We start from the raw sequence: 21,292 nt of genomic DNA, 5'->3' as shown, positions 1-21,292 counted from the left end.
GCCGGGAGCCGGGAGCCCAACGGTCCTCTGCCCCGGCGGCCCGGCGGCCCGTAATGCAGCGGCCCTGGCCCCCGCGGTCCGCGACCGGCCGCCGTTACTGGCCGCCGGTCCCCGCGGCAGGTGCCGGGAGCTGGTGCCGGCTGTGGGTCACACGGTGGCGAGTCCGCCCGAGCGGGCCAGTTCTCGGCGCAGGCGGGTGAAGGGGCGGGGGCGGTTGGCCGCGAGGACCGCCGTGGTGGCGCCGTCGCGCTCGTAGACGGCGAGAAAGCTGCGGTCCTCCGGTGACCCCTCGACCATGCGGAGGGTGTCGGCCTGTTCGCGGTGCCCGGCGAGCTGGAGGCGGACGCCGTACTGGTCGGACCAGAAGTACGGCAGCGCCGTATGCGTCTCGACGGTGGAGCCGGCGAGAAGGTTGCGTACGGCGACCGCCGGCTGTTCCATGGCGCTGCTCCAGTGTTCGGAGCGGTGCCCTGCGCAGCGTGCCACGTCGCCGACGGCAACGATGCCCGGCAGGGAAGCGACCACGCCGCCCCCGTCGCAGACGACGCCGTCGTCCAGGGGGACGCCGGAGCCCCGCAGCCAGCCCGTCGCGGGGCTGACTCCGATACCGGTGACCACGACATCCGCCGGCAGGTGCCTGCCGTCGGTGAGTTCGACCCAGTCGACGCGGCCGTGCACGTCGCCGTGCAGGGCCTTCACGCCGCAACCCGTTTGCAGGCTGACGCCGTGGTCGGTGTGCAGGTCCGCGCAGAACCTGGCCATCTCGTCGCCGAGTTGGGGCAGCAGGGGTTGCGGGGCCGCCTCGACGACGGTGACGTTGTGGCCGAGCGTGGCGCAGGAGGACGCGACCTCGGCACCGATGAATCCGGCGCCGATGACCACGACCCGCACCTGCCCCCTGCTCAGTTCCTCACGGAGCGCCGCAGCGTCGTCGAGTGTACGCAGTGTGTGGACTCCGTGAAGAGGTTCGCCGGGCAGTGTGCGGGGGACGGCGCCGGTGGCGAGAACGACGCCGTCGGTGGGCAGCCTTCGGCCACCCTCCAGCAGTACGCTCCCCGCGGGTGGATCGAGCCCCTCGGCGCGGGTCCCGAGCAGCCAGTCGGCATCGAGTTCGCCGATCTCGTCGGCCTCCGCGAGCGAGAGCCGTTCGGCGGTGACGGCACCCCTGAGGAACTCCTTGGACAGCGGCGGGCGGTCGTAGGGCCGGTGGGTTTCCTCACCGACCATGACGAGCCGCCCGTCATACCCTTGGGAGCGCAGTTCCATGGCGGCGTACAGTCCGGCGAGCGAGGCGCCGATCACGGTGACGGTCCTCATGCTGCGGTCCCCTGTCCGGCCTCGGCGGCCTGTGTGGTTTCCTCGGCGGGCGCGTGCACCCAGACCGTGCCGTCGAGCACACTCACGGGGTGCGTGCGGACGGCGCGGCGGGCCGGGAGGCAGGTGGGCTTGCCGGTCCGGAGATCGAATGAAGCCGCGTGCAGTGGGCATTCGACCAGACAGCCTTCGAGCCAGCCCTCGGAGAGCGAGGCGTCCTGGTGTGTGCAGGTGTCGTCGACGGCATACAGCTCGCCGTCGGCATTGAAGACGGCGATGGGAGGTTCGAGGTCGAGACGGATGGAGTCACCTGCGGGCAGGTCCTCAAGGCGACAGACGGGTATCACTGTGAATCACCTCGCGAGCGGGTTCAGCTGTGTCCGTGGGGCCGGAGCACCCGGCCCGGAGCGTTTCAGGGGGCTGTTCGCTACTATCCGAGTTCCGTATCGCGCACGATGCAGCGTGATGCGCAACAGAATCCAAGCGAGGAGGCTTCACGTCAAGCGGTCGCCGATGACCTCGCCGGATACTCGCGGCAGGACCTCGCCGGAGACTCGGAGGGGAGCGGCGCACAGCCGCGCACCAGGAACCGTGAACCACGATCAGGCCACCAGGCGGTGACGTTGAGCAGATGACGGACAAGACGGAGGACACAGGTTCGGGAAGGCAACCACGAGGCGCGGCGGGTTCGGTCCAGTCCGTGGACAGGGCCGTGAGTGTGCTGGAGATTCTGGCCCGGCACGGAGAAGCCGGAGTCACGGAGATCGCCGAGGAGTTGGGCGTCCACAAGTCGACGGCGTTCCGGCTGCTGGGCGTACTGGAGGCCCGGGGGCTCGTCTCGCAGGAGCAGGACCGGGGGAAGTACTACCTGGGCCCCGGCGTGCTGCGGCTGGCGGGGGCAGCGGCCTCCCGGCTGGACATCTCGCAGGAAGGCTCCCCCGTGTGCCGCGAGTTGGCGGAGGAGGCGGGTGAGACCGCGAACATCGCGGTGCTGGATGACGATGCCGCGGTCAACATCATGCAGGCGCGGGGTTCGTCGTCGGTGACGGCGCAGAACTGGCTGGGGCGGCGCACGCCGCTGCACGCCACCTCCAGCGGCAAGACCCTGCTGGCCCATCAGCCCAAGTCCGTCCAGGAGAGCGCCCTTTCACGGAAGCTGCCACGGCTCACCGACGCCACCGTCACCTCGCCGGCCGAACTGCGCGCCGAGCTGAAGTCCGTACTCAAGAACGGCTTCGCCGTGGCCAGGGACGAGCTGGAGCTGGGGTTGCACGCGGTGGCGGCTCCCGTGCGGGCGCACGACGGCAAAGTGATCGGAGCGATCAGCGTCTCCGGGCCCTCGTACCGACTGGAGGAGGAGCGGCTCCACGAAGTCGCCAAACGGACCATGGCGGCTGCCCAGGAACTCTCCCGCCGTATGGGTTACGCCTACTGACGGAGCATCAGCTCACCGCTCCGACCACCCGTGATGCGGGTCCGGCCACCGCCGGGCCCGCATTCGGCATTTCTGACGCCCCATCAGGAACCACTGATCCACATCTCTTGACGGCGCGGTTCGGCGTTCTCAATATGTCTCCCATAGCGCAACCAGTCGTGCACTACGCAACAACTGCGAGGTCTGGGAATGCCACACGAGGTCCGCGCTGTCATCGCGATGAAGAAGGACGCACCCGCCGAGGTGCAGACAATCCTGGTCCCTGACCCCGGCCCCGGAGAGGTCCTCGTCTCCGTCCAGGCGTGCGGCGTCTGCCATACCGACCTGCACTACCGGGAGGGCAGCGCCGGCGGAGCCGACGGGTTCCCTTACCTGCTCGGCCACGAGGCCGCGGGCATCGTGGAGTCAACGGGCCCCGGCGTCACGGGAATCCGCCCCGGTGACTACGTGGTCCTCGCCTGGCGCGCACCGTGCGGCGCGTGCCGCGCCTGCCGCAGGGGCAGGCCCTGGTACTGCTTCGACTCCCGCAACGCCACCCAGCCCATGACCCTGCTCGACAGCACCCCGCTCACCCCCGCGCTCGGCATCGGCGCCTTCGCCGAGAAGACCCTCGTCGCGGCCGGCCAGGCCGTGAAGGTCGACCCGGCGGCCAGGCCCGAGGCAGCGGGGCTCATCGGCTGCGGCGTCATGGCGGGTTACGGCGCCGCCGTGCACACGGGCGGCGTTGCCAACGGCGACACCGTCGCCGTCATCGGCTGCGGCGGCGTCGGCAACGCCGCCATCGCCGGCGCCTCCCTCGCCGGAGCACGCCGCGTCATCGCCGTCGACATCGACGACGCCAAGCTCGACACCGCCACCCAGTTCGGCGCCACGCACAGCGTCAACTCGCGCGGCACCGACCCCGTCGAGGCCGTGAGACGGCTCACCGACGGGCACGGCGCCGACCTCGTCATCGAGGCCGTCGGCCGCGCCGAGACCTTCCTCCAGGGCTTCGCCATGCGGGACCTGGCGGGCGTACTCGTCCAGGTCGGCGTGCCGGGTCCCGAGGCACGGATCGAACTGCCGCTGCTGGAGGTCTTCTCCCGCGGCGGCGCGCTCAAGTCCTCCTGGTACGGGGACTGTCTGCCCAGCCGCGACTTCCCCGTACTGATCGACCTCTATCTCAGCGGCAAGCTCGACCTGGGCGCCTTCGTCACCGAGACGATCTCGCTCGACGAGGTCGAGATCGCCTTCGAACGGATGCAGCGCGGCAAAGTACTGCGATCGGTGGTGGTCCTGTGAACAACACTCCTGCTCCCCGCGTCGTGATCGTCGGCGCCGGGATCGTCGGCTGCGCGCTGGCCGACGAGCTGACCGCACGCGGCTGGACCGAGGTGACCGTGCTCGAACAGGGGCCCCTCGCGGCCCCCGGCGGCTCGACCTCGCACGCGCCGGGACTCGTCTTCCGCACCAGCCCCTCCAAGACCCTCACCGCCTACGCCACCTACACCGTCGAGAAGTTCCGCTCCCTGCGCGTCGACGGGCGCTCCTGCTTCCTGCCCGTCGGCGGCCTGGAGGTCGCCACCACCGAGGCCCGCTGGTCCGACCTGCACCGCAAGGCCGGGCTCGCCGCTTCCTGGGGCGTGGAGGGAGAGCTGGTCGGGCCCGCCCGGTGCGCCGAACTGTTCCCGATGCTCGATCCGGCCACCGTCCTCGGCGGCTTCCACACCCCCGGCGACGGGCTCGCGCGTGCGGTCCTCGCCTGTCACGCCATGATCGCGCGCGCCCAGCGGCGCGGGGCACGCTTCCTGGAGCGGCACACCGTCATCGGTATCGAACGGGAGGGTGGTGCCGGGGGTCCTGGCGGACCGGGCAGTTCCGGTGGTGCCGGGGGTCCTGGCGGACCCGGCAGTTCCGGTGGTGCCGGTGGTTCTGGTGACCGGGTCACCGGTGTCGTGACCGACAAGGGGACCTTTCCCGCCGATCACGTCGTCTCTGCCGCCGGGTTCTGGGGGCCCGTCATCGGCGCCATGGCCGGTGTGGACGTGCCGCTGCTGCCGCTTGCGCACCAGTACGCGACTACCGCGCCGTTGGGGCGGCTTCGCGGGGGTGGAGATGGTCTGTTGGGTGGTTCGGACGGCTCGGATTACTCGGACCGCGCGGACGGCACGGACGGCACGGACGGCACGGACGCGGGTGCGTTCGCCGAGGCTGTGCGGCCGATTCTGCGGCATCAGGATCATGATCTGTACTTCCGTGAGCACCTTGATCCCGCGGGCGGGCCGGGGCGTATCGGCATCGGTACGTACGCGCACCGGCCGCTGCCCGTCGATCCCCGTTCGGTGCCCGCCTACGACGACGCGCCCGTCATGCCCTCCTCGTTGCCGTTCACCGAGGACGACTTCGCGCCCAGCTGGGCGGAGTCCGCGCGGATGCTGCCCGATCTCGCGGAGTCCCGCGTGGAGGACGGCTTCAACGGGGTCTTCTCCTTCACCCCCGACGGCATGCCACTGCTCGGCGAGTCCCGCGCGCTGCGCGGTTTCTGGCTCGCCGAGGCCGTCTGGGTCACCCACTCGGCCGGGGCGGCGCGCGCCGTAGCCGAGTGGATGACCGAGGGGCGCCCCTCGGTCGACCCGCACGAGTGCGACCTGCACCGCTTCGAGGACGCCCAGCGCTCCCCCGCCTACGTACGCGACCGCGGCGAGCGTGCCTTCACCGAGGTCTACGACGTCATCCATCCGCTCCAGCCGCCCGAGCGGCCCCGCCCGCTGCGCACCAGCCCGTTCTATCCGCGCCAGTGCGAACTGGGGGCCTACTTCCTGGAGTCCGGGGGTTGGGAGCGCCCGCACTGGTACGAGGCCAACGCGGCGCTCGCGCAGGGGCTCGCGCTGCCCGAACGTGACTCCTGGTCGGCGCAGCACTGGTCGCCGATCGCGGCGGCCGAGGCGCTGGCGACCCGCGAACGCGTCGCTCTGTACGACATGACGCCGCTGCGGCGCCTGGAGGTCACCGGGCCCGGCTCTCTGGACTTCCTCCAGCGCATGACCAGCAACAACCTGAAGAAGCGGGTCGGTTCGGTCACGTACACGCTGCTCCTCGACGAGACGGGTGGCATCCGCAGCGACCTCACAGCGGCGCGGCTCGGGCCCGAGCGGTGGCAGCTCGGCGCCAACACCCCGTCCGATCTGGACTGGCTCGTCCGGCGGGCGCCCGAGGGTGTGCACATCCGGGACATCACCTCCGGCACCTGCTGTGTCGGGGTGTGGGGGCCCCTCGCGCGTGAACTCGTCCAGCCGCTCAGCCCGGGGGACTTCTCGCATGAGGCGTTCGGCTTCTTCAAGGCTCGCGAGACGTACGTCGGTCACGTGCCCGTGACCGCCTTGCGGGTCTCGTACGTCGGCGAGTTGGGGTGGGAGCTGTACGCGTCGGCGGATGTGGGGCTGCGGTTGTGGGACACGCTGTGGGATGCGGGCCGGCGGCTCGGGGTCGTCGCCGCCGGGCGCAGTGCGTTCAACAGTCTGCGGCTGGAGAAGGGGTATCGCGCCTGGGGCGCGGACATGACGGCCGAGCATTCGCCTTACGAGGCGGGGGTTGGGTTTGCTGTGCGGCCCGGGAAGGGGGAGTTCTTGGGGCGGGATGCCTTGGCCTTGCGGCCTTCTGCGCGTCAGTTGGTGTGCCTTACTTTGGATGATCCCGGTGCGGTGGTGATGGGGAGCGAGCCCGTGTATGTCGACGGGGTCGCTTCTGGGTATGTGACCAGCGCTTCTTACGGGTATTCCGTGGGGTGTTGCATTGCCTATGCGTGGGTGCCGGAGTTTGCGGCTTCGCCGGGGACGGGTGTGTACATCGAGTATTTCGGCGAGAAGGTTTCTGCGACGGTTGCGGTTGAGCCGCTGTTTGATCCTGAGATGGCTCGGATTCGGCGCTGACGGTATTCCCCCCGTCTCTTACTAATGGGGCTTCGCCCCTTGCCCCGTGGGCCTCGCCGGCCGGGCGTCGGGGGGCTCCGCCCCCCGGCAAGCCCCCCGCCAAAAGGGGCTCCGCCCCCTCTGGACTCCCCCGCCCGTATCGGGGCCAGCCCTGAATTCAAGCCCGTCCAGGGGGACTTCCCGGCCGGAGGTTGGGGGAGCTTGAGGACGAGCGCGAGCGAGCCTGAACAGAAGGGGGGTATACGGGGGCTCTCCCCTGTAAGAAATGGTGAAAGGGCGGGGCAGGGGCCTTAAAAGGAGGTTCAAGTGAAGGCTTCGCGTGATGTCATTGTCATTGGCCTCGGCGGCATGGGAAGTGCCGCCGCGTATCAGCTGGCGGCAAGAGGGCAGCGGGTGTTGGGGCTCGAACGGTTTGGGCCCACGCACAACAGGGGGTCGAGCCATGGGGGGTCGCGGATTACGCGGCAGTCCTATTTCGAGGACCCCGCGTACGTGCCGCTGCTACTGCGTTCCTACGAGCTGTTCGAGAAGCTGGAACGCGATACGGGGCGCGACATCACGACGCTGTGCGGTGGCGTCATGCTCGGGCGGCCCGAGAGTCGGACGGTGGCGGGGAGTCTGCGTTCCGCGCGGCAGTGGGATCTGCCGCACGAGGTGCTGGACGCCAAGGAGGTGCGGCGGCGGTTCCCGACGCTGGCGCCGCGTGCGGACGAGGTGGCGCTGTACGAGGAGCGCGCGGGGCTGGTGCGGCCCGAGGCGACGGTGACGGCGCATCTGCAGCTGGCGTACCAGGCGGGGGCCGATCTGCGGTTCGAGGAGGCGGTGACCCGGTGGGAGGCGTTGCCGGGTGGTGGCGTGCGGGTGCACACGGTGGAGGACGTGTATACGGCGGGGCAGTTGGTGGTCTGTCCCGGTGCGTGGGCGCCTGAGCTGCTCTCGGACGTGGGTGTGGAGTTCACGATCGAGCGGCAGATCATGTACTGGTTCCATCCGCGCGGTGGTACCGCGCCGTTCGAGCGGCATCCGATCTATATCTGGGAGGACGCCGACGGTACGCAGATCTACGGTTTTCCCGCCATCGAGGGTCCCGAGGGCGGGGCGAAGGTGGCCTTCTTCCGTAAGGGGACGGTGTGCGGGCCGGAGACCATCGACAGGACCGTGTACGAGGAAGAGGTCGCGGCGATGGCGGGGCACATGGCCTCCCGGGTGCCTGACCTGCCCGGTCGGCTGCGCAAGGCCGTCACGTGCATGTACACCACCACGCCTGACCAGCACTTCGTGCTGGCGCGGCATCCGGCGCATCCGGAGTCGGTGACGGTGGCGTGCGGGTTTTCCGGGCACGGGTTCAAGTTCGTGCCCGTGATCGGCGAGATCGTCGCCGACCTGGCGCTGGACGGCACCACCGAGCTTCCGATCGCGCTCTTCGACCCGCTCAGGCAGTTCGCGACACTTGAGGGAGAAACCACACGATGACGACCGCCGTCGGCAGTCTGCTGGCGACCCTGCCAGGACACCGTTACACCGATCCGGAGAACTTCGCGCGGGAGCAGGAGCATCTCTTCGAGAGCGAGTGGTTCTGCGCCGTCCGCTCGGCCGATCTGGACAGGCCCGGTGCCTACCGCACCGTTCAGGTGGGGCGCGAGAGCGTGCTCGTCACCCGGAACAGGCAGGGCGAGCTGCGGGCCTTTCTGAATGTGTGCAGGCATCGCGGTGCGCGGCTGTGCACCGAGGAGTCAGGAGCCGTGCGGCGAGGGCTGCAGTGTCCGTATCACGCGTGGACGTACGACCTGGACGGCAAGCTGACGGCCGCGCCGAACCTGACGCGCATGCCGGACGTGGACCGTACCGCCTACGGGCTGCACAGCGTGCGGTTGCGTGAGTGGCTGGGCTACGGCTGGGTGTGCCTGGCCGCTGAGCCGCCGTCGTTCGAGGAGACGGTGGTGGGCGATGTCGCGGAGCGGCTGGGCGGCGCCGAGGTCATCAGGCACTACGCCGTCGAGGCGCTCGCGCTCGGTGCGCGGCGCACCTATGACGTGGCGGCGAACTGGAAGCTCATCATCGAGAACTTCATGGAGTGCTATCACTGCGCCACCATCCATCCCGAACTCACCGATGTGCTGCCGGAGTTCGCCGACGGGTTCGCCGCGCAGTACTACGTCGGGCACGGTCCCGAGTTCGCGTCCGAGGCGGAGGGGTTCACCGTGGACGGCAGCGCGGGCTTCGAGCGGCTGCCCGGTGTGCCCGACTCGCACGATCGCCGCTACTACGCGCTCACGATCCGCCCCCAGGTCTTTGTGAACCTGGTGCCCGATCACGTCATCGTCCACCGCATGTTCCCGACGGCCGCCGACCGTACGGTCGTGGAGTGCGACTGGCTCTACGCGCCCGAGGTCGTGGCCAGGGGCGCCGACGTGTCGCACTCGGTGGAGCTGTTCCACCGCGTCAACCTGCAGGACTTCGCCGCGTGCGAGCGCACCCAGCCCGCCATGTCCTCCCGTGCCTACCGCGCGGGCGGCGTGCTGGTGCCCAGCGAGCATCACATCGCGGAGTTCCATGACTGGGTGACGGGGCGGGTGGGGTGAGTCGTCACGGCTTCAGATGTGAGTCGCGGGGCACCGTCGCGGGGTCGGGGGGTGCCGCGCGTGTGGCGTACTGGGGAACGGGGGCCAGGGCCGTGCCGGGGTCGCGGACGAGGCCGTAGCGGATGCCGCGCGTGTGCAGGTCGGCGGAGACGGCGGCGTGGTCGGTCGGCTGGATGGTGATGCCGTAGTCGGCGCCGCGCTGGTTCTGGTGCAGCACCACGCTGCCGTCCAGCCAGAAGTACTCGTTCTGCCACATCCGTTGGGTGCCTGGCGGCAGTACGACGCGGTCCGGGAGCGGCGCCCCGGGCCCCTCGTCCATCCGTCTGCCGCCGCCGGAGGCGACGTGGAACAGCTTTCCGCGCAGCCGCGTCCACGCCGGCATCGTCAGCGCTCCGTCCCTGTGCCCCGTGGTGATCTGCCAGCGCACCCGCACATAGCCGGTGCCGCGCAGCGTCACGCTCTCGCCCCTGTGGACGAGGTGGGCGCTCGGGTCGCCGCTGCTGTCCAGCCCTGAGCCGCCGCGGTCAGGCAGCGGTGCGGGCCGCCGTCCCGGGTCGGGCGGCGTGTCGGTGCGGTCCACGACGCTGCCGTAGGCCGGCGCCGTCGTACGCGGGGAAGCGGGCGCTTCCCGAACGGCGGGAGAGGGAGGGGCAGTTGGGGGCCCGGACGGGGAGGTGGACGGTGGCGCCGCGGCGGCGGGAGTTCGGGGCTGCGGGGGCTCGTCCGCGTAGTGGTGCACCGCGTAGGTGCCGCCTGCCGCCAGTGAGGCTCCGGCCGCCACGGCGACCGCCTTGCCCGTCCAGGTGCTCAGCCAGCCGGCGGAAGCGGCCGAGAGGCCGGCAGCGGCCACCGGTTTCGCGCCCGCGAGCACGGCGCCCAGCGCGAGTCCGGCGGGCACGGGCACCAGCGCGAGTCCGGACAGCAGCCGCTCGGGCGGCACGAAGTCCTGGTCCCGGGATCCGCACGTGCGGCAGCCGCGCAGGTGGCGGGCCATGCGTTTGCGCCAGACCGAGTCGGGTCGCCCGTCCCAGCCCGAGGTGAGCGCGGACAGCTCGCCGCAGGTGCCGCGTTCCAGGGCCCGTACGAGACGGCGTGCCGCCGCCAGTCGCTCCTTCATCCGCTGCACCCGTACGGCGGCGTGCCGCCGGTCCACGCGCAGTGCGGCGGCCAGTTCGGTGCGGGTCAGCTCGCCGCCGGTCTCCAGCCACCACAGCGAGAGCACCTCGCGGTCGCGGGCGGCGAGCCAGCGCACGGCCTCGGCGACCTCGCGCCGTTCGCCGTCCAGTTCCAGCCGGGCGATGGCGAGCCCTGCGAAGTCGGGCGCGGTGAGGTCGTACGCGTCCTCGTGGGGTATGGACCGCGCGGCCTTGCGGTGCCGCTCGCGGACCTGGCGTACGGCGATGGCGACCAGCCAGGAGCGGAAGCCGTCGGGGTCGCGCAGTTCGGGCAGGTGGCGTACGGCCCTGAGCATGGTCTCCTGCACCACGTCGTCGACGTCGGCGTGGCCGTTCAGCGCGCGGCCGACCACGTTGTAGACGAGCGGCAGCCAGCGCTCGGCCAGCCGGTCGAGGGCCGCGCGGTCCCCGTTCCGCGCGGCCTCGATCTCGGCTCGCTGATCGTTCATCCGCGCGACCCTAGCGGGAGTGCAGCAGCGTGCCGAAGCCGAGCTGGTCGTATGCGCCGCTGGCGGTGCCGTAGTCCCCGCCGCCGCCCTCGGGGCGCGTCTTCCGCGCGTACGCGGTGAGGTGCGGGACGTCCAGGCCGCGCCGGCCCGCGTAGTGGTGGTCGAGCAGCGCCCACACGGGACGTGCCTCGCCGCGGCCGGCAGCGGAGACGGCGGTGTGCTGCTGCGGGGCGCAGTTCTGGCCCGAGCCCCAGCGGTAGGGGGCGAACGGAACGTCCTCGCCGAGGTTGTACTTGGCCACGTACTGCGCCGCCTTCATGAAGCGGTTGTCGTCGAAGCCGTAGAGGTCGGCGCCCTGGTTCCAGGCCATCTCGCACAGGGCGCCGAGCTGCCCCATGCCCATCATGGTGTGCCCCTGGTCGCGCCCGCTCTCCTGCCACTGCCCGAGCCCGCCGTCGTGCAGGAAGGGCACGGCGTGCGGGATCGAGCCGTTGCCCTCGCCGTTCTTCGCGTAGCCGACGGCCTTGTCGAACAGGGCGGAGTCGTCGGTGAGGATGCCGAACGAGAGCAGTGCCGCCGTGTTGCACAGGTCCCAGTTGGCCCAGTAGTTGGTGACGCACGCGTCGTTGTGGTCGCGCAGGAAGTCCTCGCACAGCGGCTGGAAGACCGTGGTGAGCATGGACTGGAAGCGGCCGAGGTCGAAGCCGTCGTAGCCGCGCATCAGCTCGGCCGCGTTCGCGAACTGCCAGCCGTACAGGCCACTCGCGAGGAACCGGTCGGCGTTGCCCGCGACCCCCTTGAGCGTGCCCGACCAGGCGTTGAGGATCTCCCGCGCGGTGTCGCCGTGCTCGGCTGTGCCGCCGACGCGATAGCGCAGCGCGTTCTGATAGGCGGCGTGTATGTCGTGGTAGAGCTGCGCGTAGTTCTGGCCCGCGCCGCCACGGACGACGGTCTCCACGGGCCGGGGCGCCCACCCTGCCGCAGCGTGCCGGTTGTCCTTCAGCCGCTGCCAGCCCGCGGCCCACGGTTCGTCGCCCGCGGCGACGTGCTGCTTCGCCCGGTCCAGCTCGGCGGCGCTGTGCAGCATGCCGGGGTGGGTGAACGCGGCGCGCTCGCGGGCCCGTTGGGGCTCCCGGCCGCCGCCGGGGTCGGCGCTGACAGCCGCCGCCGTCCCCGCGGCGGCCCCGGCGACGGCGAGCCCGCCACCGATTCTGAGCAGACCACGACGGGACAGTGCCCGGGAACGGGAGGAGTGCTGTGCGGCCATGGGGATCTCCTGTGGGGGGGAGGGGGATTCCGTACGCACAGGAGACGCTCGCGGCCCCTTCCCGATAACACTTTTCGGGCCCGGCGGACGGGCCGTGCGTGCCGGTGGGCCGGCGGCGCTGGTGGGCCGGTGCCGGCCGTGCTTCAGCCGGTTGAGAGACCGGCGCGGGACCGCAGCCGCTGGAAGATCTCGCCGAGCTGAGCCACCTCGTCCGCGGTCAGCGCGTCGAACACCAGGCGTCGTACGGCGCGTACATGGCCGGGCGCCGCACGCTCGATGGCGGCCCGCCCCGTCTCGCTGATGCGGACGAAGGCACCGCGGCCGTCGTCCGGGCACCCGAGTCGCGTCACCAGGTCCCGCTTCTCCATCCGCGCGACGTGGTGGGACACCCGACTGCGTTCCCACTGCAACGACGCCGCCAGGTCGGACACCCTGATGCGCCCTTCCTCGGAGTCGGTCAGCACGACGAGCACTTGGTAGTCCGGGTTGGACAGTCCGGCGTCGGCCTGCATCTCACGGTTGAGCGTCGCCAGAAGCTCCGCGTCGAGGCCCATCCACTGCCGCCACATGTGCTGCTCGTCGTCGTTCAGCCACGGGTTGTCATTCGTCTTAGCCACCCGGGCAGTCTAGCAGGGTAGGTGACACGTCATGTATGGTCCGTCTCATGTAGATGACGCGTCACCAAAATGGCGGCGCCCACGGCTCCCAGGGGCCCCGACCTGACCGGTACCGCAACGACCCGGGTCGAATTCCCCATGGTCACCACCGCATTCGAGGACGGAAATGACGCAACCATTCGAGATCGGGATCATTACCTTCGGCGAGGTCGGTCCGGATACCACGACCGGCAAGCTGATGTCGCCACAGGACCGCATGGCGGAAATCGTGGAGCAAGCGGTCGTCGCGGACGAAGTCGGCCTGGACCTCTATGCCGTTGGTGAGCACCACCGCTCCGACTTCGTCGCATCGGCCCCGCCGGTCGTCCTGGCCGCGGTGGCAGCGCGGACGCAGCGCATCCGCCTGAGCAGCGGTGTCACCGTGCTGGGTTCGGAAGACCCGGTCCGGGTCTTCCAGAACTTCGCCACCCTGGATCTGCTCTCCGCCGGCCGGGCCGAAATCATCGCCGGCCGGGGTTCCTTCACCGAGTCGTTCCCGTTGTTCGGCTACGACGCCGCCGATTACGCGGACCTCTACCGGGAAAAACTCGAAGCGCTTCTCGCGATCCGCCGCAGCAACCCCGCGGTGTGGCCCGGCGGGCCGCACACCCGTGACCTCACCGGCCTCGACATCGCTCCCCGGCCGGTCGGCGAGTTGCCGGTCTGGATCGCGAGCGGAGGCACTCCCGCCTCCGCCGTCCGGGCGGGTTCACTGGGCCTGCCACTGGCGCTCGCCCTGCTCCTCGGGCCGGTTGGGCAGTTCACCGACGGGGTGGCGAAGTACTACGAGGCGTTCGAGAGCGCCGGCCATCCGGCGGAGGCCGCCCGGGTCGGCATCACGGCCCACGGCCATGTCGGCGCGACGAGCCAGGGCGCCCGGGACACGATGTATCCGTATTTCACCGTGGGGATGCGGGAGAACAACCACCAGCGCGGAGCGGGATTCGACCTGCCGCGACGCGCGTTCGACGCGCAGGCGACACCGGGCGGAGGACTGCTCGTGGGAAGCCCGCAGGAAGTCATCGACAAGTTGATGACCTACCACGAACTCTACGGAGTGACCCGCGCCGTATTCCATCTCGGCTACGGGCACCTGCCGCAGAAGGACCACCTTGCCGCCATCGAACGCCTCGGCACCGATGTCGCGCCAGTGATGCGGCGTGAGCTGTCCGCCACCGCCGGGAGCCCCGCATGAGCCGCACCCTGAACGTCGTCGTCGTCAACGGCAGCCCGAACGAGCGGTCCAAAACGATGGGGCTCGCCGGCCTCGTCACCTCCCGGCTCAACGAGCTTCTGCCGGTCGAGATCCATCAGGTCGATGTCTACCGGCTCGGCCGGAGCTTCACCGGAGCCACCCTGCGCGAGGACGTGTCCCCCGAGGTCGAACGCCGGATCCGCCTGGCGGAAGAAGCCGACGTGCTCGTCGCGGCGACACCGGTGTTCCGAGGGTCGTACTCGGGACAGTTCAAGCACTTCTTCGACCTCGTCGGCCAGTACGCCCTCGCGAACAAACCCGTCATCCTGGTGGCCACCGGGGGAAGCGACCGGCACGCGCTCGTCATCGAGCACGCGCTCAGGCCGCTCTTCGGCTTCTTCCAGGCCGCCGTCGCACCGGTCGGCTTCTATGCCAGTGCGGGCGATTTCGACGGCACCTTGGTCCTCAACGGCGAGGTGTACAGCCGCGTCGAGGTGGGTTTGCGCGACATCGCCTCGCAGCTCAAGGCCCTGCACGACCGCGAGGAAACCGCCGGGGTGTGAAGTCGGCCGCGGACGGCGCCTGCCCACCGGTCAAAGCCCGTGCCGTTCCCGGGGGTTGGCCCGCCCGACACATCGATCTCTCCCTTCGTACCGTCCGAGGAGCTACGCATCGTGAACACCGCACTGGGGCTCGGCCTCCCGCAGAACCATCAGTACGACGTCGGCAGGGACGTGCCCGACGTGGCACGCGCCGCCGAGCAGATCGGATACCAGAGCCTGTGGGCCTACGAGCGTGCCCTCTTCCCCGAGCCCGCTACCCAGGCCCCGTTCGAGGCCATCGGCGGTCGTGCGCGCCACGGCCTGGAGCTCCAGCCGGGCCGCGTCGTCCTGCGGCGGCTCCACGGCGCCCCTGAGCTGAGCGGCTGCCGGTACAGTGCCGTTCGCCGTGCACGCGCTTCCCTGCTGTACGGTATATCGAACGACTGAGTAGGGCCGAGGAGACGATGTGGCACCCGCAGAGGGGTCGATCCGCGACATGCTCGCCGCCAACATCAAGCGGGCGAGGACGGACAGAGGGATTTCACTCTCCGAGCTGTCCCGGCTCTCGAAGATCGGGAAGGCCACGCTCTCCCAGCTGGAGTCGGGCACAGGCAACCCCACCATCGAGACCGTCTTCAGCCTCTCCCGTGCACTGGAGCTGCCGATCTCCGAACTGCTCGACCAGCGCACGGCCGAGACGTTCACCGTGGTGCGCGCCGCCGATGTCGAGGTGCTGAGCGGCGAGGGCGTCGATCTGCGTCCGCTGCGCCGCATCGAGACGGACGACGCCCTCTTCGAGATCTATGACCAGCAGGTTCGCGAAGGTTCGCGGCAGGAGTCGCTCGGTCATGTGGGCGTCGAGCACACCGTGGTCCAAGACGGTGTGCTGCTGGTCGGGGTGGGCGACGAGGAGGTGCGGCTCGGCCCGGGGGACTACGTCGGATTCGACGCCTCGACTCCCCACAGCTACACGGCCGTCGAAGGGCCGGTGCGCTCCGTGCTCTTCCTCCAGCACAGGGCGGGCGAGCCCCGCCGCGACTTCTCCCCGCACTGACGCACACGCCGCCGGCATCCCCGGAAACTGCTCCGGCCGCCCCGTACCGCCCGCACGCCCCGGTGTCCTGAACGGCTCATGAACTCCGCGTGGGACGGGCGTTGACACCCGTGTGGGGCGGTCGTAGTCTCCGAGCGTTCGCTTTACGGAACACCTGGAGGCGTCATGAGCGGTTCACGCGTGGCAGTCCTCGGCGCCGGCATCATCGGCTCGGCCTGTGCGAGGGAACTCGTGCGTGCGGGCCTGGACGTGGTCGTCGTCGACCGCGGCGGCGCCGCGGGCGCCACGACCTCACACGGCGAGGGCAATGTGCTCGTCTCCGACAAGGGCCCTGGCCCTGAGCTGGAACTGGCCCAGCTCTCCCGCCGCCTGTGGCCCGGCGTGCTCGCCGAGGCCGAGGAGCGAACGGGTTCGGCCCGAGCGGCCGAGTGGGAACCCAAGGGCGGCATCATGGTGGCGACCACCGAGGCGGGCGCGCGTGGCCTCGCGGACTTCGCAGCGGGCCAGCGCACGGCGGGCGTACGCATCGAGGAACTGGACGCCGACGCCGTACGGAGCGCCGAACCCCATCTCACTCCGCACCACACCACCGCGCTGCACTATCCGGACGACGGGCAGGTGCAGCCGGCCGGCGCGGCGCAGGTGCTGCTCGGTGAGGCGCTGGCGCGTGGGGCCCGGCTGCGCACCGGCACCGAGGTGCTCGGCGCGGTGCGGCGCGGCGGCCGGATCGAGGCGGTGCAGACCACCGGCGGCCGGATCGAGGCCGACATCTTCGTCAACGCCGCAGGGCCGTGGGCCGGTGAGCTGTCCCGCCGCCTCGGCGCCCCGGTGGAGGTGCACCCGCGCCGCGGCGAGGTGCTGGTGACGGCGCCGCTGCCGCCGACGGTCTTCCACAAGGTGTACGACGCCGACTATGTGGGCGCCGTGGGCAGCAGCGCCGAGGAGACGCAGACCTCGGCCGTCGTCGAGTCCACGCGCGCCGGCACCATCCTGATCGGCTCGTCCCGCAGCCGCGTCGGCTTCGATGTCCGGCTGCGCCCCGAGGTGCTGTCCCAAGTGGCCCGTAAAGCACTGACGTTGTTCCCCGGACTGGCCGGAGCCTCGGTGATGCGCACCTACGGCGGCTTCCGTCCCTATGTGCCCGACCACCTTCCGGTCATCGGCGCCGACCCGCGCCTGCCCGGCCTCTGGCACGCCGGCGGGCACGAGGGCGCGGGCATCGGCCTGTCGGTCGGCACCGCGAGAGTGCTGTGCGACCTGCTGCTGGACCGACCCACCGAGATCGGTGCGGCGCCGTTCCGCGTGGACCGGCCGGCCGTACTGGGCGGGGCCGCCGACGCCTCAGCGCAGGGCGCGTGAACCCTTCACCGTGACGACGGAAACGGAAACGGAAACGGAGAGGACGCGGACAGCGGGACCGCGGACAGCGACAGCGCGGGCAGCGAACCGCGGACGGCGACAGCGCGCGGACGACGACAGCGCGGACAGCGACAGCGCGCGGACGATGACGGCGCAGTGGGCGACAACAGCGCAGTGGACCCTTCACCGTGGCGAGGAGAGCGAGGAGAGGATATGAGTCCCAGACTCGTACGCCGGGAGACCGACGCCGTGCGGCGCACGGACCGGCCGATAGACATCACCGTCGACGGTGAGCCGGTGCGGGGGATCGAGGGGCAGAGCCTTGCGGGCGTACTGCTGGCGTCCGGCCGCCTCGCCTGGCGGCACGGTCCGGACGGCGCCCCGCGAGGCGTCTTCTGCGGGATCGGCGTCTGCTTCGACTGTCTGCTGACGGTGGACGGCGAACGCGATGTACGGGCCTGCCGGCGACGTGCCAGGGACGGCGACGAGGTCCGTACCCAGACCCGCTCCCCGCACGAAGGTGAAGGGCCAACCACCCCTGAAAACAGCCCGGTCGACATACCCGCCACTCCCCCGGCCCAGCCCTCGCGTCCGCAGGACGGCACCTCGTGACGGCCCGGCACACCCTCGTGGTCGGCGCGGGCCCCGGCGGGCTCTCGGCCGCAGCCGCCGCGCTCGCTGCCGGGGCGCGGGTCACGCTGATCGACTCGGCCGAACAGCCGGGCGGCCAGTACAACAGGGCGCTCCCCGACGCGTACGCCGCCGCCCGGCCCGACCGCGTCCAGCACGACTGGGACCGCTTCGACGCCCTGCGGCGGCGCGTACTGACACATCCGCGCTGCACCTGGTGGAGCGGGACCGAGGTGTGGGCGCTGGAGCGGCAGGCACACGAGGCGGCGGGACCGCCGACCGTCCACGTCGCACACGGCCCGGCCGACGGGTCGGCGCGGCGCCGGAGCACCGTCACCCCGGACGCGCTGGTGCTCGCCGTCGGCGCCCACGACCGGGTGCTGCCCTTCCCCGGCTGGCAGCTTCCCGGTGTCTTCACCGCAGGCGCGGCACAGGCGATGGTGAAGGGTGAACGGGTGGTACTGGGCAACCAGGTGGTCGTCGCCGGCACGGGCCCGTTCCTCCTGCCGGTGGCCGACTCCCTGCTGGAGGCGGGCTCCTCGGTCATCGAGGTACTGGAGGCGAGCACGCGCGGCGCGGCGGCCCGTGGCTGGCTGCGCAGGCCGTGGGAGCTGGCGGCGCAGGCGGGCAAGGGCGGCGAACTCCTGGAGTACGGCGCCGCCTTGGCCCGGCACCGTGTCCCCTACCGGTTCGGACGGGCCGTGACGGAGGTGCGGGGTGACGGCAGGGCGGAGGAGGCGGTGACCGCCAGGGTGCGCCAGGACTGGTCCGTCGTACCGGGGACGGAGCGAGTACTCCCGGTCGACGCCGTATGCGTCACGCACGGCTTCTCGCCCCTCCTCGAACTCCCGCTCGCCGCCGGCTGCGCCCTGGGCCCTGGCCCTTCAACCGTGCCGGGCGACGAGTTCGTGACCGTGGACGGCGACCAGCACACGAGCGTGCGGCAGGTGTACGCGGCCGGCGAGATCACCGGAGTGGCCGGAGCCCCGGCGGCGCGCGCCGAGGGAGCCGTCGCCGGGTGGATCGCCGGAGGCGGCGATCCGGGGCATCCCGCGCTGCGCGCGCTGCGGCGCAAGAGGGACCAGGGACGCGCCTTCGCCCGCAGGCTGGCGCTGGCTCACGCCGTGGGCGGCGCCTGGCCCGGTTGGCTGCGCCCTGAGACCGTGATCTGCCGCTGCGAGGGCGCCAGTTACGCGTCCGTGTGCCGGGCGGCGGAAGGGGCGGAGGGCGCCGACGCGCGCGCGGCGAAGCTCGGCACCCGCGCGGGGCTCGGCCCGTGCCAGGCACGCGTATGCGGCCCGACCGTCGCTGAGCTGCGCCGCCGCGCACAGGGAGACGGACCCGCGCCGCCCGTACCCGGGCTGCCCGCCGCCAGCCCGCACCACCGGCCGATCGCCCAGCCGATCCGCCTCGGCGAACTGGCCCAGGCCCCCCTGGACGCCCCACCGCACGGCCCGGTCCCGGACTCGGACCTCGGTCCCGGCCCTGGCGCCCACCCCGACCCCGACCCGCACCCCGACCCGGACCCGGCCCCCGATTCGGGCCCGCACCTTCCGCACTCACCGCAACCTCCGCACCCACCGCACCCACCGCACCCACCGCACCCACCGCACCCACCGCACGACGGAACGAAGGAGAAACGACAGTGACCACCGGGATACAGCAGGACGACGACCTCGGCGGAGTCGTGGTGGCCACCGCGCTGCCCTATCGGCCCGAGGCCACGGCGCCCGCCGGGCTGGCGATCGACTACGACGCCTACGCCGAGCACTGCCGCTGGCTCGTGGACAGCGGCTGCGTCGGCGTCGGGCCCAACGGTTCGCTCGGGGAGTACTCCTCCCTCACCGACGAGGAGCGGCGCGCGGTCGCGCGTACGGCGATCGAGGCGGTGGCGGGCCACGGCAAGGTGATCGTGGGCGTCCACGGCGCCGGTTCGCACCAGGCGGCGTACTGGGCCGAACTGGCGGCCGAGGACGGCGCCAACGGCGTGCTGTGCCTGCCGCCGACGATGTACCGCGCCAACCACGGCGAGATCATCCGGCACTACGAGGCGGTCGCAGCGGTCGGCCTGCCCGTGATGGCCTACAACAACCCCGTCGACACCAAGGTCGACCTCACTCCCGATCTGCTGGCCGAGATCGCGCAGATCGACAACATCGTGGCGGTGAAGGAGTTCTCGGGCGATGTGCGCCGGGTGCTGGAGATCCGGGAGAAGGCCCCCGACCTCCAGGTCATCAGCGGCGCCGACGACGTGGTCCTGGAGAGCCTGCTGATGGGCGCGACCGGCTGGTTCGCGGGCTTCCCCAACGTCTTCCCCGCCGAGTCCGTGCGGCTGTTCGAGCTGGCGCTGGCCGGGAAGCTGGCCGAGGCACGGGCGCTCTACGAGCCGCTGGTCGCCGCGTTCCGCTGGGACTCGCGTACGGAGTTCGTCCAGGCCATCAAGCTCGGCATGGAGAAGGTGGGGCGCGTCGGCGGCCCGTGCCGCCCGCCGCGCGGACCGCTGCCGCCGCACTACCGTGAGCAGATCGAGGCCGACATGGCCCGCGCCGTCGCCTCGCTCCAGGAGGAGGGCGGCCAATGAGGTCGATCCGCACCCTCAGCGCGGTCGACTCGCACACCGAGGGCATGCCCACCCGGGTGGTCACTGGCGGGGTGGCCCCGATTCCGGGAGCCACCATGGCGGAGCGCCGCGTGTACGCGATGCGCGAACTCGACACGCTGCGGCGCTTCCTGGTGGACGAGCCGCGCGGGCACCCGGCGATGAGCGGGGCGATCCTCCAGCCGCCGACCCGTCAGGACGCGGACTGGGGTGTGCTCTATGTCGAGGTCAGCGGCTTTCTGCCGATGTGCGGGCACGGCACCATCGGGGTCGCCACGGTGCTGGTGGAGACCGGGATGGTCGAGGTGAGCGAGCCGGAGACCGTGGTGCGCCTGGACACTCCGGCCGGGCTGATCGAGGCACGGGTGGCCGTTGAGGACGGCGCTGCCCGGCATGTCACCCTGCGCAACGTGCCCGCTTTCCTCGCGCAGCGGGACGCCTCCGTCGAGGTGCCGGGGCTGGGCGAGATCCGCTACGACATGGCGTACGGCGGCAACTTCTACGCCATCGCGGAGCTGGCACAGACCGGCCTGCCCTTCGACAGGTCGCGCAAGGACGAGATCCTGGCCGCGGGGCTGTCGATCATGAAGGCGGTCAACGAGAAGAATCCGCCCAGGCATCCGACCGACCCCCAGATCGCCGACTGCAAGCACGTGCAGTTCCTCGCGCCCGGTTCGGACGCGGCGCGCTCGCGCAACGCCATGGCCATCCATCCCGGCTGGTTCGACCGCTCACCCTGCGGCACCGGGACCTCGGCCCGTATGGCACAGCTCCACGCGCGCGGCGAACTGCCGCTGCACACCGAGTTCGTCAACGAGTCCTTCATCGGCACCCGCTTCACCGGACGCCTCGTGGACACGGCCATGGTGGGCGAACAGCCCGCCGTGGTACCGGAGTTCACAGGGCGGGCGTGGATCACCGGTACGGCGAACTATCTGCTGGACCCCGACGACCCGTTCCCCCACGGGTTCGTCCTCTGAACGGCCCGGCCGGGAGCCGACCCTCCCGGCCGGCGCCGTCCCCCTGACGGCACACCCCAGCCGCACCCCGGAGCCACGCCCACGCTCCACGCCGTAATCGCTCCACGCCGCACACACCCCACTCCGCACGCATGTCCACGCCCACGC

The 21,292-nt window shown here is 71.3% G+C and carries 18 protein-coding genes and 1 pseudogene; 14 read left to right on the top strand and 5 right to left on the bottom strand.

Annotated elements, in window-relative coordinates; all coding sequences use genetic code 11:
* Positions 1-147: 147 nt before the first annotated feature.
* Positions 148-1,317, bottom strand: coding sequence for an NAD(P)/FAD-dependent oxidoreductase (locus NMN56_RS23935; RefSeq protein ID WP_274041438.1), 1,170 nt, complete (start codon positions 1,315-1,317; stop codon positions 148-150).
* Entirely contained in the window at positions 1,314-1,661 is a 348-nt protein-coding gene (locus tag NMN56_RS23930) for a bifunctional 3-phenylpropionate/cinnamic acid dioxygenase ferredoxin subunit (RefSeq protein ID WP_274041439.1), read from the bottom strand. The genes NMN56_RS23935 and NMN56_RS23930 overlap by 4 nt, the downstream gene beginning before the upstream one ends.
* A gap of 284 nt (positions 1,662-1,945) precedes the next feature.
* On the opposite strand from NMN56_RS23930, the gene NMN56_RS23925 reads away from it, so the two are divergent.
* From NMN56_RS23925 to NMN56_RS23905, 5 genes are all read left to right on the top strand, one after another.
* Positions 1,946-2,749, top strand: coding sequence for an IclR family transcriptional regulator (locus NMN56_RS23925; RefSeq protein WP_274041440.1), 804 nt, complete (start codon positions 1,946-1,948; stop codon positions 2,747-2,749).
* 189 nt (positions 2,750-2,938) lie between these two features.
* Positions 2,939-4,030 carry an S-(hydroxymethyl)mycothiol dehydrogenase gene (locus NMN56_RS23920; RefSeq protein WP_274041441.1) on the top strand — a complete coding sequence of 364 codons (1,092 nt, stop codon included), beginning with the start codon at positions 2,939-2,941 and terminating at the stop codon, positions 4,028-4,030.
* Positions 4,027-6,657 carry a GcvT family protein gene (locus tag NMN56_RS23915; RefSeq protein WP_274041442.1) on the top strand — a complete coding sequence of 877 codons (2,631 nt, stop codon included), beginning with the start codon at positions 4,027-4,029 and terminating at the stop codon, positions 6,655-6,657. The genes NMN56_RS23920 and NMN56_RS23915 overlap by 4 nt, the downstream gene beginning before the upstream one ends.
* Before the next feature lie 306 nt (positions 6,658-6,963).
* Entirely contained in the window at positions 6,964-8,130 is a 1,167-nt protein-coding gene (solA, locus tag NMN56_RS23910; RefSeq protein ID WP_274041443.1) for an N-methyl-L-tryptophan oxidase, read from the top strand.
* A complete protein-coding gene (locus tag NMN56_RS23905; RefSeq protein WP_274041444.1) occupies positions 8,127-9,239 on the top strand; it encodes an aromatic ring-hydroxylating oxygenase subunit alpha in 1,113 nt (370 codons plus the stop codon). The genes solA and NMN56_RS23905 overlap by 4 nt, the downstream gene beginning before the upstream one ends.
* A 4-nt stretch (positions 9,240-9,243) precedes the next feature.
* Here the strand turns inward: NMN56_RS23905 and NMN56_RS23900 are convergent, their stop codons facing one another.
* From NMN56_RS23900 to NMN56_RS23890, 3 genes are all read right to left on the bottom strand, one after another.
* Complete coding sequence (locus NMN56_RS23900) at positions 9,244-10,863, bottom strand: RNA polymerase sigma factor (RefSeq protein ID WP_274041445.1); 1,620 nt, start codon at positions 10,861-10,863, stop codon at positions 9,244-9,246.
* A 10-nt stretch (positions 10,864-10,873) separates the two neighbouring features.
* Complete coding sequence (locus NMN56_RS23895) at positions 10,874-12,130, bottom strand: alginate lyase family protein (protein ID WP_274041446.1); 1,257 nt, start codon at positions 12,128-12,130, stop codon at positions 10,874-10,876.
* A 143-nt stretch (positions 12,131-12,273) separates the two neighbouring features.
* Complete coding sequence (locus tag NMN56_RS23890; RefSeq protein ID WP_274041447.1) at positions 12,274-12,747, bottom strand: MarR family winged helix-turn-helix transcriptional regulator; 474 nt, start codon at positions 12,745-12,747, stop codon at positions 12,274-12,276.
* 166 nt (positions 12,748-12,913) lie between these two features.
* Here NMN56_RS23890 and NMN56_RS23885 point away from each other — a divergent pair, with 166 nt between their 5' ends.
* The 9 genes and pseudogenes from NMN56_RS23885 to NMN56_RS23845 all read left to right on the top strand — a co-directional run bounded on the left by NMN56_RS23885 (position 12,914) and on the right by NMN56_RS23845 (position 21,145).
* Entirely contained in the window at positions 12,914-13,981 is a 1,068-nt protein-coding gene (locus NMN56_RS23885; protein WP_274041448.1) for an LLM class flavin-dependent oxidoreductase, read from the top strand.
* The gene (locus tag NMN56_RS23880) at positions 13,978-14,544 is read left to right on the top strand and encodes an NAD(P)H-dependent oxidoreductase (protein WP_274041449.1); all 567 of its coding nucleotides are present in this window, start codon (positions 13,978-13,980) and stop codon (positions 14,542-14,544) included. Before NMN56_RS23885 ends, NMN56_RS23880 begins: the two co-directional genes overlap by 4 nt.
* A 111-nt stretch (positions 14,545-14,655) precedes the next feature.
* A pseudogene (locus tag NMN56_RS23875) lies at positions 14,656-14,805 on the top strand (LLM class F420-dependent oxidoreductase); the annotation flags it as partial.
* A 184-nt stretch (positions 14,806-14,989) separates the two neighbouring features.
* On the top strand, positions 14,990-15,577 hold the full coding sequence (locus NMN56_RS23870) for a helix-turn-helix domain-containing protein (protein ID WP_274041450.1): 588 nt from the start codon (positions 14,990-14,992) through the stop codon (positions 15,575-15,577).
* A 165-nt stretch (positions 15,578-15,742) separates the two neighbouring features.
* Positions 15,743-16,936, top strand: a complete 1,194-nt coding sequence (locus NMN56_RS23865) for an NAD(P)/FAD-dependent oxidoreductase (protein ID WP_274041451.1) — start codon at positions 15,743-15,745, stop codon at positions 16,934-16,936.
* Between the two features lie 213 nt (positions 16,937-17,149).
* Positions 17,150-17,548, top strand: a complete 399-nt coding sequence (locus NMN56_RS23860; protein WP_274041452.1) for a (2Fe-2S)-binding protein — start codon at positions 17,150-17,152, stop codon at positions 17,546-17,548.
* Positions 17,545-19,215, top strand: a complete 1,671-nt coding sequence (locus tag NMN56_RS23855; protein WP_274041453.1) for an FAD-dependent oxidoreductase — start codon at positions 17,545-17,547, stop codon at positions 19,213-19,215. Before NMN56_RS23860 ends, NMN56_RS23855 begins: the two co-directional genes overlap by 4 nt.
* Positions 19,212-20,147 carry a dihydrodipicolinate synthase family protein gene (locus tag NMN56_RS23850; protein ID WP_274041454.1) on the top strand — a complete coding sequence of 312 codons (936 nt, stop codon included), beginning with the start codon at positions 19,212-19,214 and terminating at the stop codon, positions 20,145-20,147. Before NMN56_RS23855 ends, NMN56_RS23850 begins: the two co-directional genes overlap by 4 nt.
* Complete coding sequence (locus NMN56_RS23845) at positions 20,144-21,145, top strand: proline racemase family protein (RefSeq protein WP_274041455.1); 1,002 nt, start codon at positions 20,144-20,146, stop codon at positions 21,143-21,145. The genes NMN56_RS23850 and NMN56_RS23845 overlap by 4 nt, the downstream gene beginning before the upstream one ends.
* Positions 21,146-21,292 lie beyond the last annotated feature (147 nt).

It is taken from the genome of Streptomyces iconiensis (assembly GCF_028657195.3).
Taxonomy (GTDB): domain Bacteria; phylum Actinomycetota; class Actinomycetes; order Streptomycetales; family Streptomycetaceae; genus Streptomyces; species Streptomyces iconiensis.
This window is presented reverse-complemented; position numbering and strand designations above follow the sequence as displayed.

Excerpts from the sequence above, each read along its gene's own strand:
- NMN56_RS23935 (WP_274041438.1), bottom strand. The coding sequence starts at position 1,317 with ATGAGGACCGTCACCGTGATCGGCGCCTCGCTCGCCGGACTGTACGCC.
- NMN56_RS23925 (WP_274041440.1), top strand. The coding sequence starts at position 1,946 with ATGACGGACAAGACGGAGGACACAGGTTCGGGAAGGCAACCACGAGGC.
- NMN56_RS23920 (WP_274041441.1), top strand. The coding sequence starts at position 2,939 with ATGCCACACGAGGTCCGCGCTGTCATCGCGATGAAGAAGGACGCACCC.
- NMN56_RS23905 (WP_274041444.1), top strand. The coding sequence starts at position 8,127 with ATGACGACCGCCGTCGGCAGTCTGCTGGCGACCCTGCCAGGACACCGT.
- NMN56_RS23900 (WP_274041445.1), bottom strand. The coding sequence starts at position 10,863 with ATGAACGATCAGCGAGCCGAGATCGAGGCCGCGCGGAACGGGGACCGC.
- NMN56_RS23895 (WP_274041446.1), bottom strand. The coding sequence starts at position 12,130 with ATGGCCGCACAGCACTCCTCCCGTTCCCGGGCACTGTCCCGTCGTGGT.
- NMN56_RS23885 (WP_274041448.1), top strand. The coding sequence starts at position 12,914 with ATGACGCAACCATTCGAGATCGGGATCATTACCTTCGGCGAGGTCGGT.
- NMN56_RS23880 (WP_274041449.1), top strand. The coding sequence starts at position 13,978 with ATGAGCCGCACCCTGAACGTCGTCGTCGTCAACGGCAGCCCGAACGAG.
- NMN56_RS23865 (WP_274041451.1), top strand. The coding sequence starts at position 15,743 with ATGAGCGGTTCACGCGTGGCAGTCCTCGGCGCCGGCATCATCGGCTCG.
- NMN56_RS23860 (WP_274041452.1), top strand. The coding sequence starts at position 17,150 with ATGAGTCCCAGACTCGTACGCCGGGAGACCGACGCCGTGCGGCGCACG.
- NMN56_RS23845 (WP_274041455.1), top strand. The coding sequence starts at position 20,144 with ATGAGGTCGATCCGCACCCTCAGCGCGGTCGACTCGCACACCGAGGGC.